This is a genomic window from Planctomycetota bacterium, assembly GCA_035384565.1.
GTDB lineage: Bacteria > Planctomycetota > PUPC01 > DSUN01 > DSUN01 > DAOOIT01.
The window spans coordinates 62,586-76,080 of sequence record DAOOIT010000009.1 but is presented as its reverse complement, the minus strand read 5'-3'; the positions used below and the strand labels follow the sequence as shown (position 1 = coordinate 76,080).

Here is a 13,495-nt window from a genome sequence, read left to right as displayed (position 1 = left end):
TTGACATTGTTTCGGATTCCGAGTTTCGGGTCTTCCTCAGAATGGGGCCATGGAGATCGCGGAGGTGATCAGCCTTATGGCCACCCCCACCATGCCGATGAGGCCGGTGCCCACGAGATAGCCCGCCAGCAGAATCGGGGCGGCGAGCAGGAACGGCTTGCGGCCGAAACGCCTGTGAAGGTAGTAGCGCGCGAGCAGGGCGCCCGTCAACTCCAGCAACAGGCCGTGCGGCATGGCGCCCAGGCCCCGCGCGAGTCCATAGACCAGCATCGTCGGCAGCCCGAACGCCGACAGCACGGCGAACAGCAGCACCGAGAAGCCGAAGCCTGCGCCCAGGAACTCCGGATGGAACGAGCGCTCGAAGAGCGTCACCGTGCCCGGCTCGCCCGTCGTGGCGGTCCACAGGATCATCGTATTCCTCGCCGTCAGGTCCCACATCTTCTGCGCATAGGGATACAGGTCGCAGGGGATCGGCGCGTCGGCCCACAGGAAGCTCCAGAACACCAGCGACAGCACGAAGATGAGCGGCGTGGTGAGCAGCCAGGCCTTCACCTGGCTCGTCAGCCGCGTGCCTGTCAGTTCGAGCGTCCGCAGGCTCTGGGCCATGCCGCCGTAGTTCTCGATCGGCATCGGCGCAATCCAGGGGGCCACGCCCCGCGCGCCCGACAACAGGATGAACGCCTCGCGCACGAACGGGATGTCCACGTGCAGCCCCGCGATGCCCGCGATGCGCGCGTTGAGGTACGACGTCAGCGGCGTGTAGGCGAATGCGAAGAGGACGAGGAAGAACAGCGGGAAGCCCGGCACGAGGGCCTTGCAGGCCGCCACCACCGCGGCGGCCGAGACCGCGTAGCCGATGGCGCACAGCTTCAGCGACCAGTCGCCGCGCCCGGGCGGCGTGGCCCACAGGCTTGGGGGCGACGTGTCCCCACGCTGCGATCCGCGGGACAGGGACGCCCCGCCCCCGATCGCCGCCCGGTTGGCCCTCATCTCGCGCAGCGAGGCGCGAAGCTGCCGCACCGTCTGGAACACGCTCACCGCCGCCACCCCAAGCGCCATGCCGATGCCGGCGCTGAAGTAGAAGTCCATCGAGTTGCACACCTGGGTGTTGATCGTGTCCATCCCGGGCTTCCACGAGGCGAGCACGCCGGCGCGGTAGAGAATCGGGTTGAGCACGAAGGTGAGGACCACCGACAGCGCCGAGCCCACGACGGCCCAGAACGGGATGACGAAGCCCGTGAGGACGAGCCCCAGGTCCAGGATGATGCCGGTAGGCGTGGCGGGCAGGATGTCTTCGGTGACGCGCGTGAGGTCGAACCACGGGATGGGCAGAATGACGATGGGCTTCTCGAGGAAGGCGCTGGATACCGCCGGCACGCCCACCTGCACGAGGCCGAAGGCCACGCCCACCATCGCGCCCAGCGAGAACACCGTCCAGCGCCACGTGCGGTCGCCCTTCTCTCCCTCGCAGAGGGCCATGACGCCCTGCGCGCCCACGGGCGCCATCGGGAAGGGCAGCCGCTCGACGTCTGAGCACAGGCGGAACAGCGCGTAGCCGAGGGTGAACTGCTGGACGAATCCGATCACGGCCATGAACACCAGCAGCGCGATCGGCACGGCCCAGGCCGAGTCGAAAAACGTGCGGTTCACCAGCGCCGGCGAATCGGGCGCCGGCGCGAACCACGCGGGGAACTGGCCGTAGAGGCCCGCATCCTTCACCGCGTCGGACGTGACGAGGAACTGGCGCCAGATGAGCTGGCCGAACGGCCCGCCGGGCAGGAGCGCGCTGCCGCCGATCATCGCGCTCGCCACCATCAGCAGGATGACCATCTCCTCCTTCGTCATCGCGCGCAGCGCGCGCCGCGCCACCTCGGAGAACACGATCACCGTCACCCACGTCGCCGCCACGTTCATGCCGACGCCGGACATGAGGCCCAGGTAGATCGCGCCCGGAAACATCAACAGGCCGCAGAACAGCGCGCCCGCCACCGAGGCCCACGTGAACCCCGAGCCGAAACGCGACGGAGTCTCGAGGAGGTTGCGATACTCCTCCAGCTCGCGGTCAATGACCGGATGCGGGTGCTTTGGCTGAGGGGCATCCACGCTCACAGAGTGCTTCCTGTTCGATGCGTGATGCGTGATACGTGATGCGTGGGAGGAGAAGAGAGCAAGGCAAGCGCCTCTCTTCGTCTCGCCTTCTCACCCATCACGTTTCACGCATCACGGCCGCGGCCTCCAGCATGCGCCTTCCCCGCTCGAGCAGCCTCTGCCGCTCCGCGTCGGGAATCGCGCGCCACGTAAGGAAGCGCTTGCGCAACAGGCCGATGAAGGCGTGGCAGCAGCGCTCCCAGGACTCCTTGTCGCCGCTCTTGCGCGTCATCACCACGGTGGCCACGTTGTCTTCCCGCTCGCGTGAGTTGGACGTCTCGGCTGTGGGCGGGGCCTCTGTGCCCCGCGTGCTGCCCTCTCTCTCTCTGCGAGGCAGAGACGCCCCGCCCACAACGCGGCGCACGACCAGGGTCACGGTCTGGCTCACGCCCAGGTCGTAGGGCTTGAGCCACGTGGTGGTCTCGACGAACGGCTCGGCGCGGCCGGCCTCGTCGGCCCGCACGCCGCACTGCGGAGGCGTGCAGAAGAACTCGCCCGCCGAGCCCTCGCCGTAGTTCTCGAACCAGTCGGTGAAATACGGCACGATCGCCACGCGGTCGCGGCGGTTGAAGGTAAAGGGCAGGTCGAGCTCGAGGGCGTCGCCGGCCGCGGTCTCGCGGTGGCGGGTCATCGTCTCGGCGGGGGCGGCCAGGCGCGCGGCCAGCCGCGCGGGGTAGAGGCTCGACCCGAGCACGACCCCGATGATCACCACACTCACCAGCACGCTGGCGAGCGACGAGTAGTTCATCGTGAGCCCGGCCGTGAGCCCGGCGGCCTTGAGGCCGGCGCCCACCCCCTGCGCGAGCAGATAGCCGCCCACGGCGCCCACGACCGCGTACACGCTCGCCTCGGCCAGGAACAGCGCCCGCACGTGGCTGGGCGACAGGCCGACGGCGTTGAACACGTACAGTTCGCCCCGCCGCTCGTACACGCTGCCGCGCATGGTGTTCAGCACGGTGAGCGCCGCGATCACGATGGGCAGCAGCAGCTCAAGCACGCCCTCCAGCGACGGCATGCGGAAGCGGCCGCCGTAGAAGGCCACGCCGTCGAGGCCGTAGTAGGTCGGCTCGGCGGAGCGCTTGAGGTGCGCCGTGATCGCCTCGCGGGCGGCCCGGTAGTCCAGGCCCTGAAGCGCCACGGCCACCGAGGCGGTGAGGTTGCGCGACGGCATGGCCTCGACGGGCACGATCACCACGCGGTCGGCGGGCAAGCGGGGCACGTTGTCGGGGATCTCGGTGGCCTCCTCGCTGTAGGCGGCGCCGCCCGCCTGGGCCGGGGCGCGCACCGACAGAATGTCCACCGGCAGCAGCGGCTCGCCGTCGAGGTCCAGCACCGCCTCGAGCCGCGGGCCGTTGAAGATGCCCAGCACGGCGTACTGGCGCCCCCCCAGGCTCACGGTCGCGGTGCCCGCCTTCACCGCCTCGTCAGCCAGGTGCAACTGGTCGGCCATCGCGCGTGAGACGAAGCAGGCCAGCTCGGTGTTCGACGCGAACCAGCGGACGAGCACATCAAAGGCCCCCTGGACCGGCGTGACCTCGGGCTCGCGCCAGCCCAGGCCCAGCAGCGCATTGGCCGTGGCCTCGAAGGTGCGCTCGCCCACGGCGTGCGAGACGGCGAACTCAGCCAGCTCGGGCGCCTTGCCCAGGGGAATCTCGAAGTTGCCCGCCCAGTCGCGCGGCACGACCACGTGCTTCTCGCCGTACAGCTCGCGCAACGGGGCCGCGGCGTCGGCCACGTCCCTCAGACCCCGGTCGCGCAGCAGCAGGCCCGTGTAGGGCGCTCTGCCGAGGGGGAACTCGATGTCCACCGCGTCGGACGTGAGCGAGGCGAAGCCGAGCATGACGAAGGTGGTGAGGATGAGCGTGCCGATGGTGAGGCTGGTGCGCACGGGCCGTTTGCGCAGGTTCGACAGGCCGAGGAGGAAGGCCGTGGCCAGGGCGCCCGCGCGCGACACGTCGGCCGCCTCGGCCCGCTCCTGGAGCCGCCGGTGCAACTCGGCGATGTTCTTCCTGAACCGCCCCGCCAGGAACGCCGTCACCAGCCCGGCCAGGGCGAACGTGATGAACCCGAGCAGGATCATGTATGAACTGCGCACGAGCTGGTAGGCCGGGTGCACAGCCCGCAACGCCGCGAAGAACAGGACGAAAACGACGCCCTGCACGGCGATCTGCCAGCGCAGGTCGGGGTGCCCGACGAGCAGCTTCTCGAGGAACAGCGCGAACGGGATCGCCAGCACCAGGTAGAACAGGATGCCGACGACCGCGTCGGAGGCGTTCTTGCGGATCACGGGATGGATGTTCGCGCTGTAGGCGAGGGACTCGTTGGCGAGACGCTTGGCCTCCACGATGCGGCCCGCGGCGGCGACCGCGTGCGCCTCGTCGGCCAGGGCCACGGCGCGGCTGTTGTACCGCTGCACCAGGTCGTCGGCCATGCCGTAGCGGGCCTGGAGGCGGGTGCGGCGCGCGTTGGTCTGGGCCATGCTTAGCGCGGCATCGAGTTCGATGTTCGTGATGCTCGGTGTGTCGGCCGCGAAGTAGCCCTTGCCGGCCAGTTCGGGCGCTGCCTCGAGCTGCGCGCCGTCGGCCGGGCCGTCGGCGCCCAGGGCAAAGGCGCGCACGTCCATCAGATTCGGCGCGCGCGGCCGGCCCTTCTTGAAGGTGAAGAACAGGCGCGACTCGGGCGGCACGAAGCACACGTGGGCGCCGCCCGAGCTCTCGAGCTTGAACTCGCGCGGCGCGGCCAGGCTCTTCGTCTCCAGGAAGTCGAAGGCCGCGTAGGGCCGCAGCGTCGCCGGGTCGGCCATCGGGAACACCTGCACGGGCGCCGCGCGGAACACCACCGCCGTCGCCTGGCTCTTGCGGTACTGCGCGAGGCGCACGAACCGCACGGGATACGGCCCCTGCGCGCCGCTCTGCGGCGTCGAGAGGGTCCACGTCACCTCGCCGTCCTCGGGGCGCACCACGGCGGCATCCAGGTCCAGTTCCCCGTTCCACTCTTGCGACAGCAGCGTGGGCCAGACGCAGGGCAGCTCGAAGCGGCCGCGCCAGTCGGCAGTGACTACGAAGTCGGTGCCCACGCCGGGCGGCACCACGGTGGGCCTGCCCAGGACGAGCGGCGGGCCGAAGCGGACCAGCGCCCCTGGCATCGGGTGGTTGGGCGTCAGGCTGTCGCCCACCTGGGCCACCACCTCGCCGCGGATCGTCGTCAGGTCGCTCCCGCGAGCGAGCGGCACGAGGCGGCCATGGCCCCTGGCGAGCTGGCTCACCGCCGCCGTGACGAGGCGGGTGACGACCGCCAGGTTCCGCAGCGGCGGCTCCTCGTCGGGCGACGCCGGCGGCCTGAGCAGGTTGTCGAGCGTGTCGAACGGCGTGCCGAGCGCCTCGCGGCTGTCGTCGAGCGTCACCAGGCTGAAGGCGGGGTAACCGGCCCAGAGCGCGGCGAGCGATTCAAAGTAGCTCGGCGCGCCGTACCATTCGGTGGCGAAGCCGAGGTCCCTCGTGTCGCCGGCGCGCAGCAGGTTGGCGAAGCGGGGCTGACCTTTTCTCGTCTTCAGATAGCTCGTGTCGGGGTCGGCCTTCTGAAGACCGTCGGCGGCGCGGAGGAACTGCGTGGCCACCTCGGCATCGGCCGGCATGCAGGCCGACACCTGCTTCGGCTCTCCGCACACCAGCCCGATTCTTCCGCTCCGCGCCGTGAGGTCGAGGCCGAGGAACAGCAGCCGCCGATAGGCCGACAGGCTCTCAGCCAGAGCCGCGCGCGCGAAGGCCACTCGCCGCTGGAGATGGAGATTCTGGACGCGCTGCCTGGCGGCATTCAGGAGACGGCGCCGGGCCTCGTCCTCGCCCAGGTGGTCCGCCAGCCGAGCCCTCTGCTTGTCGGGCGGCGCGGAGAGGATGGCCTGGACCTTGAGCTGGCGCCTGCGCGCCTCCCCATAGGCCGCGAAGCTCCTGGCCTCGGCCCCGAACTCGTCGTGCACCGCGAGGCCGTCACGCACCCAGTCCACCCGCCCCCGGGCCGCTTCCTCAACGGCGGCCATCAACTCCTGGTTGAGGACATCTCGAAGCACGTCGTTGAGGACGCGGTGCACCTTCGGCTGTTCCGCCGCTGCCGCCCAGGCGTCCGTGTGCTCGAGGGCCCGCGCCGCCAGCTCCGCGGGGATGGCCTGGCCGTCCGCCTCGCGCCGTTCGGCGGCCGCCTGCTGGCGCGCCTGCTCGCGGCGCTCGCGCGCGCCGAGGACGCGGATGAGTTCCCGCATGCCCGCGAGGCCCTGCGCACGGCCCTCGGTGACCACGAGGATGACGGCTCTCCTATGGTGGGCCCTCTCCGCGGCCAGGTGCCGCGCCAGGGCAAGAAGAGCGCCGACCCCACACGCCTGCTGCGCCCCCGGGGCCAGGCCAGGCGCATAGCTGTGCGCGTCGAGGTTGGCGTGGACGACCACGGCCTCTCCGTCGGGGTTTGGCGCATCCAGGATCGCCACGATGTTCGAGGCGAGCCCCGCGGCCAGGTCAGTCCGCACCTGGATAGCCACGGTCCTGCCTGCGAGGCGCGCGGCGTCGCCGGTGACGAAGAATCGGGGCACGTTCACCGAGGCATCCACGTGGTCGCCCCACCGGGCGCCGGCGAGCTGCTTGCCATCATCGTAGTAGAGCACGGCGGCCGCGCCCATGCCGGCCACGGTAGTCCACGGCGTGCCGAGGGGCAGGAGCACGAAGTTGCCGCGGAGGTCCACATCCTTGAACTCGCGCGCCAGCCCCGTCTCGCCGCGCAAGACCTTCCCGCGCAGCCCGCCGGGAGGGGTGGTCGGTGTGCGGAACCAGTTGGGCAGGAGCGGGTGGATGCCGATGCCGGCCAGCTCGCGCCCCGCCTCATCCCCGATGCGCGCCTCGCGAGTGACAGGCGCTGTGAGGGCGAAGGGCTGCTCTTGCACCTCGTAACCGAGCTTCTGGAGCTCGTGCAAGAGGGACAGGGATACCCCGCTCAGGCCCTCCGACCACGCCGAGCGGGAGGGATGACGACAGAGGGCCTCGATGCCCTTGCGGATGCCTTCCTCGGTTACGGCGGAGGCGATGGCCTGATAGTCGGGCGGCTCGACACCCGAGGGCGGCAGGATGCACGGCGGCGGCGCGGCGAGGCGGTTGAAGGTGCAGAGCGCGGCGAGGCACACGGCGCCGAGAACCAGCAAGAGGACCGCGTTGGCCAGGAACCTTCTCATTCCATTAACCTTCAACCGTCACGGAAAACACGTGAACACATCGGTCACCCCCCTTGCCTGGCCCACGAGGGCGACGGCGTCCCAGAAGAGCATGCCGACGACGCACCCGACGAAGATGCCGCCGAAGAAGGGCGTCATGTTCTCGCGCACGGCCCGCGGGCCGCCAATCTTCAGCCCCACCCACTTGATCACCCAGGCCGCGAACAGCGACCCCCAGCACATGTAGCAGAAGTAGCTGTTCGCCAGGATGTAGCCGATCGGATGGAGCCAGAAACCCACGAAATGCGTCCGGAGGAACGCAAGGAGCAGCGTAATGGTGGTGCCGACGCCCACGCCGATGAGCGGCCCGGTCGGGTAACGCGGCTTCGGCGTCTCGCCCCGCTTGTCGGCGGCCACCACCTCGGCGTCGGCCTCGGCCGTGGCGTTGCGCAGCGCGGTGAAATACCAGTTCTGCCCCGTCGCCCAGTCCTTCATGTACGGAATGTTGTCGCTTCCCTTGCCGTAGGCCCACACGAGCATCACGTAGCCGCCGATGAGCAGGCCGCCGAGCGCACCCACGATCAGCGCCCAGCGCACGCCGCGCGGGCTGGCCTTCTGCGTCTCCGCCAGGTGCAGCATCTCCACCTGCGTCGGAGCGAAGAGCAGGAACTGCGCGACGGCCATGAAGCCCCCCGCAACGAAGGTCAGCAGCATCGTGGGCGTGCCGAACGTGAACAGCCCGCCCAGCAGGAAGAAGATGAGGTAGGGGAAGTAGGGGGTGAAATAGGTCGCCGGCGCCCCGCACTCGGTACGAATCCGCGAGGCCGAGAGCCCACACACGACCAGAAACCCGAAGAACAGCAGCGCCGACCCTGCCCCCAGGCCCGTCATCGCGCCCCATACGCCGAAGAACACGAAGGCGCCCACGACGAGCGCCGCCGCGGCCCGATAGCTCATCCCTTCGCCCGAGTCGTCCACCCCGCCCCCGATGCCCAGGATGCGGCGGCCTACGCTGACCAGGTGCCTCCGCGAGGTCCACAACACCACGAGCGCCAGGCTCAGGAACGCCCCGATGTGCTGCTCGTGGGGGAAGGGAAAGTTGTCCATCGGCCCCTTGAAGTTCTTCCAGCCGAACAACTCGCCGAAGTAGTAGGGCACCTTCGAGAGCCAGAAGAACAGCACGATGCTCAGCAGCATATCGAGGTCCACGAAGAACGCAATCGCGGTGAAGAGAAGAATCACCTTGAACTGCGCGCCGCTGAAGCCGTTGACAAACGCCTTCATCTCGGGCGACGAGAAGTACTGCGCCAGGTCCACCTCCACCGTGGGGTTCGGCATGCCAGGGATGTAGTAGTTGAGCCCCTGAAGCAGGCAGAAGGCCAGGGCGACGACGATGCCCGCCCTGAAAGCCCCCCTGCGCCAGATGGGGCGGATCGTGCGGCCGCCGTCCTCGCGCTCCTCCAGCAGCATCCGAGGCAGAACGACCATGGGGAACGAGAAGCGCTCGTTTTCGGACCACTGTTTGCGGAAGATGACACCGAGGCCCAGGAGAGCCAGGAACATGGCCATCACGATGCTGCCCCAGTAGGCGAGCGGCGTGAGCCACTGGCGGTAGGGGATGTAGCCCTTCAGCGTGTAGGCCACGCCCGCAGGCGAGGCCAGGCTGTCGGGACGCACGACGAGCGAGCCGCGCTCGTGCGCGGGCAGCCGGGCGAGGTCGCTCTCGCGGATTTCGGCCACGCCCTTGCGTAGCCGCGCCACCGCCTCGTTGCTGAAGAACACCACGTCGGCGATAATCGCCTCGCCCGGGCCGGCGAGGGTGAAGACGATCTCCGCGCTCTCGCGGACGCTTCGCGGCATGGTGAGGTGCGGCTCGCCGGCCCGCAAAAAGCCGCCGGGGCGCGAGAAGGCGCGGGGCGTGTCGCGCCGCAGCGTCGTAATCGGCACCCGCTCGCCCGCGTCGGTCAGCAACTCCATCGCCAGGGCCGAGCGGCTCTGGAAACCCGAGAGCTTGAACAACGCGGTCGCATAGTAGCGCTCGCCGGGCACGAGGGCACCGGCTCGCCCGCCCAGCCGAAGGCCCATGCGCAGCTTCGCCTCATCGCCCTCCTTCTGCGCGACGAGCCGCAGGCCACGGGTCTTGCCGATGGGGGATACCTGCACGTCCACGGGCTCCATGTGCGCGGGCTCGGCCCGCCAGCCCTTCGCGTGTCTCGCCTCGAAACGTGGATTGGCCACCAGGTTCTCCCCGTGCGGCCACAGCTTATCGGAATAGCTGTCCACCAGCGGCATGTTCTCCTGGAAGTCGGGGATCGAGATGACGAGTCCCAGGAACCGGTGCCACATGCCCTGGCTCATCAGCGGGGCGGAAACGACGAGCATGGTGTAAACGACCAGCAGCTCGCCCGCGGCCAGCCGAAGGGAGCGGCGGCACGCGGCGACGAGCGCCCCGATGAGCAGCACGCCGAGGAACACGCCCACGGCGCTCGCGGGGGGGTTGTTCTCGGCCAGGATGTTGGGCTGGGGGGCCAGCACCTCGTGGTAGTGGATCCACAGGCCCATCAGCACCATCGCCACGATGCCGATGAGGCAGGCCCGGAAGGTGAAGGTGCGCGGGACGCAGGGCATGGGCTTTCCGCTCGACGCCGAGGACTGGTCGCCGCCGCAGAGGTTACCAGCGGTTGGGGTTTGGGTCAAGCGTGTTTCAGGGCTGATACGCCGCCGGTCTGGGGCGCGGGAACGTCTGGAGCCGCGAACGCATCCGCTGCGAGAGGATGGCTAGAGGGCTGTGCGGGATTCTGCAACGGGACCGCAGCGCCGGGACTCCATGCCTCCCGCTGTAGTGGTCGCTGTCAGCGATGTTCCCCGCGGCACCGCCCCCTCCTCGCTCCCTACGGGTGGGCCGGACCGGCAACGTCGCAGCCTCGCGCGGATTCCTGCATAGACTCCCGGCCGTCCCGCCTCAGTTGCTCTCCAGCAACTCCAGCGCGAGGTCGAAGTCCTCGGGGTTCGGCCCGAAGCTGGGGGTCACGTTCTTGTGCTCGACCTGGCCCCAACAGCGGATGAGGTTGATGTGCATCGGGTGGTTCACGCGGGCGGGCACCAGGAACGGCTCGTAGAACTCGGCCGCGAACACCTTCTTGGGGTGCGCGTCAATGGTGGCGAGTGTGACCGGGGGAGCCTTGGCGGGATCGAGCGCGATGGCTGCGAGGAGGGCCGGGTCCTTGACGAAACCCTGGGCGCCGCGGTAACCGTACGAAATCTGCACCTCGCCGTCCTCGGTGTCCCAGTTGTCCCAGCCATTGGCCCACTCAGGCCCGCGGACAGGATCGGACGGGCAGAAGAAGATCACGTACTCCTTGACGAAGAGGGGGTACAAGCAACCGAAGCCGGTCGGCCGGCCGTTACTGTAGGCCACGTTGCTGATGCGTAGCGGAGTGTCGAGGTTCGAGAACAGGGTGTCCTTGTGATTGTTGGCGTAAATGTTGACCGTTTTCCAGATCTGGCTGAGGTTCGACTTGCACTTGGTGTCGCGCGCATGGCGCCGTGCCATGGGCACAACCGGCAAGAGCAAGACGGCCAACATGGAGATGATGCCGATGGAGACGAGGAGCTCGAGAAGCGTGAAACCGCCTCGGTGGGCGGTGCACTTGCACTCCGCCACACGTGTCCGATGCACTGGGCTCACTCCTTAGGTCGTCGCGGCGCGCTGGCCGCTCAAGATGTGCGTACGCACACAGTCTCGGTACGATCTATGGAGTCCACAGGTCACTTCGCCGGGCCTGCCCTGCCCGACAGAGCGCCCCTCGATGGCCCGTATCGGCACGAGCTCGCCGACGGAGTTGGTGAGGAAGAGCTCATCCGCCGCGCAAAGCTCATCAGGTCGAACCACCCGTTCGCTTACATTATATCCTGCCCGGCGGGCCAGCGCAAGCACTACTGCGCGGGTGATCCCGGGCAGGATGTTCGCCTCCAGCGATGGGGTGACAATGGTGCCGCTGGCCACCAGGAACAGGTTGCTTGATGTGGCCTCTGCAACCTCGCCACGCGTGTTCAGCAGAATGGCGTCGTCAGCGCCGCGCTCGCGTGCCTCGGCCCTGGCCCACAAGTTGGCCAGATAATTGAGCGTCTTGTGACGAGGGAGAGGCGAATCGGCGTTCTGGCGAATCGAGGCGATGATGGCGGTGGAACCGGGGTCATAGCGGCTCGGGGGCAGGGGGTGGTGCGGCCGGGCGACGATGGTCAATGTCGGTCGGCTCGGCGGAGCCAGGTCGAGCTGGCCCGTGTGGGCTCCCCGAGTGAGCGTGATGCGTAAGTAAGCGTCCTGTAGGCAGTTACGATGCAGCAGTTCGGTGACTGCGATTCGGATCGCCGCCGGGTCCACTCCATTGCCCAGCCGCAGAACCGTCGCGGACGCGTTGAGGCGCGCAAGATGCTCGTCCAGCAGGAAGGGCACGCCATCGTAGGCGCGCAGCGTCTCAAACAGACCGTCGCCATAGAGCAGCCCGCGGTCCGATGCTCCAACCGCGGGGGCGTCCGCACGAAGGTACTCGCCGTTGACGTAGACGTAGGACGGGCTAATGCTCATAGCAGCAGTGTCCGAGAGCCGCGAAGAGACGCCGGCCCTTGTCCAGTGTTTCCTGATACTCGGCGGCAGGGTCCGAGTCAGCCACGATGCCGCCGCCGACCTGGAAATACGCTCGGTCGTGGCGCACGAGGATCGTGCGGATGGCGATGTTGAGGTCGGCCGTGCCGTCGAGGCCCAAATACCCGATGCTGCCCGTATAGACGCTCCGCTGCGTGGGTTCCAGCTCGTCTATGATCTCCATCGAGCGGATCTTGGGCGCGCCTGTGATCGAGCCGCCGGGGAAAGTGGCCTTGAGCAGGTCCACCAGATCGCGCCCCTCGTGCAGCGAGCCCTCGACGGTGGACACGAGGTGGAAGACCGATGCGTACGCCTCCACGGCCTTGTGCTCGGCCACCCGCACCGAGCCATAGTCGCACACCCGGCCGAGGTCGTTGCGCTCGAGGTCCACGATCATCGTCAGTTCCGCCGCATCCTTCGCGCTGGCCACGAGTTCGGCCGCAAGGCGCCGGTCGTCCTCTGGCGTGGCGCCGCGGGGGCGGGTGCCCTTGATGGGCCGCGTCTCCACCCGTCGGCCCGTCACCTTGAGGAAGCGTTCGGGCGAGCTCGACAGCACGGCCGCCCCGTCGTCCAACGCCAGGTAGGCGGCGAAGGGCGCAGGGTTGGCCTGGCGCAGGCGGCCATACAGCTCGGCGGGGGAGATCGCCAGCGCCGTCTCGAACCGCTGCGAGAGATTCACCTGGAAAATGTCGCCCGCGGCGATATAATCCTTCGCCTTGCGGATGGCGGCCAGATAGGCGTCGCGGGTGAAGTTCGCCCGGAGCGGTCCCACTGAGGCCGGCCCGGGAGCGCCCGGGGAGGGCAGGGCGGCGGCAGTGGCCAGCAACTCGTCGAGATGCGCGACGGCTGCGGCATCGCCGCCGGCCGTGACCGCATACCAGCGCCCCGTCGCGTGGTCGTAGGCCGCAAGGTTCTCGTACAGGCCGAAGTACATGTCGGGCAGCGCCAGGTCGTCGGCCGCCGTGCGCGGCAGGCGTTCGATGAAGTGGCACAGGTCGTAGCCCAGGTAGCCCACGAAGCCGCCGAGGAATGGCACCGGGCCGCTCGCGAGCGGCGTGCGGTGCTGTTCGAGCAGCGCGCGCAGCACCTGGAACGGGTTGCCCTCGAGGCGTTGTTCCCGGCCGCCCTCGCAGAGACGGATGGCCCGGCCCTTGGCCGACACGCGCAGGCGCGGCTCGGCGCCGAGGAACGAGAACCGCGCGAGGGGCGACCCCGCCAACCCGCTGTCGAGGAAGAACGCATGGGGCCTCGCGAGGAACGCGGCGAAGGCTTGCCCCGGGGCGACAGCGCGACGAAGAGCCGTCACGGTCGCGGGGCGCGCAGATGTGATGAGACGGACGGCCATTCGGTGCCCGCCGCGCTGCTCCCCCCGACGACGCTCGCACGGGCACGATCCTACCCCTCTGCCGCGGCAGTGTCAAGCAGCACAAGGGCCGTCTTCTGACTGTTCGGCTCCTTGCATCCCGCTCCCGGCGGCGCTATAATTCCGCTCTTCCACGGCAACCCACTCC

Annotated in this window: 6 protein-coding genes; all 6 read right to left on the bottom strand. The window is 69.0% G+C overall.

Translation table 11 applies throughout. The annotated features are described in order from the left end of the window. Positions 1 to 36: 36 nt before the first annotated feature. Positions 37 to 2,109 carry a peptide transporter gene (locus PLE19_05275; GenBank protein HPD14337.1) on the bottom strand — a complete coding sequence of 691 codons (2,073 nt, stop codon included), beginning with the start codon at positions 2,107 to 2,109 and terminating at the stop codon, positions 37 to 39. A 97-nt stretch (positions 2,110 to 2,206) separates the two neighbouring features. Next, a complete protein-coding gene (locus PLE19_05270; GenBank protein ID HPD14336.1) occupies positions 2,207 to 7,360 on the bottom strand; it encodes an ABC transporter permease in 5,154 nt (1,717 codons plus the stop codon). A gap of 18 nt (positions 7,361 to 7,378) precedes the next feature. Beyond that, positions 7,379 to 9,967, bottom strand: coding sequence for a hypothetical protein (locus PLE19_05265; GenBank protein ID HPD14335.1), 2,589 nt, complete (start codon positions 9,965 to 9,967; stop codon positions 7,379 to 7,381). Positions 9,968 to 10,301: 334 nt separating this feature from the next. Beyond that, positions 10,302 to 11,018, bottom strand: a complete 717-nt coding sequence (locus PLE19_05260; protein ID HPD14334.1) for a type II secretion system protein — start codon at positions 11,016 to 11,018, stop codon at positions 10,302 to 10,304. A 12-nt stretch (positions 11,019 to 11,030) separates the two neighbouring features. Continuing rightward, entirely contained in the window at positions 11,031 to 11,927 is an 897-nt protein-coding gene (locus PLE19_05255) for an aminotransferase class IV (protein HPD14333.1), read from the bottom strand. Beyond that, positions 11,917 to 13,329, bottom strand: a complete 1,413-nt coding sequence (pabB, locus tag PLE19_05250) for an aminodeoxychorismate synthase component I (protein ID HPD14332.1) — start codon at positions 13,327 to 13,329, stop codon at positions 11,917 to 11,919. Before pabB ends, PLE19_05255 begins: the two co-directional genes overlap by 11 nt. Between the last annotated feature and the right edge of the window lie 166 nt (positions 13,330 to 13,495).

Coding starts and splice junctions, on each gene's coding strand:
- PLE19_05270 (HPD14336.1), bottom strand. CDS start 7,360: ATGAGAAGGTTCCTGGCCAACGCGGTCCTCTTGCTGGTTCTCGGCGCC.
- PLE19_05265 (HPD14335.1), bottom strand. CDS start 9,967: ATGCCCTGCGTCCCGCGCACCTTCACCTTCCGGGCCTGCCTCATCGGC.
- PLE19_05255 (HPD14333.1), bottom strand. CDS start 11,927: ATGAGCATTAGCCCGTCCTACGTCTACGTCAACGGCGAGTACCTTCGT.
- pabB (HPD14332.1), bottom strand. CDS start 13,329: ATGGCCGTCCGTCTCATCACATCTGCGCGCCCCGCGACCGTGACGGCT.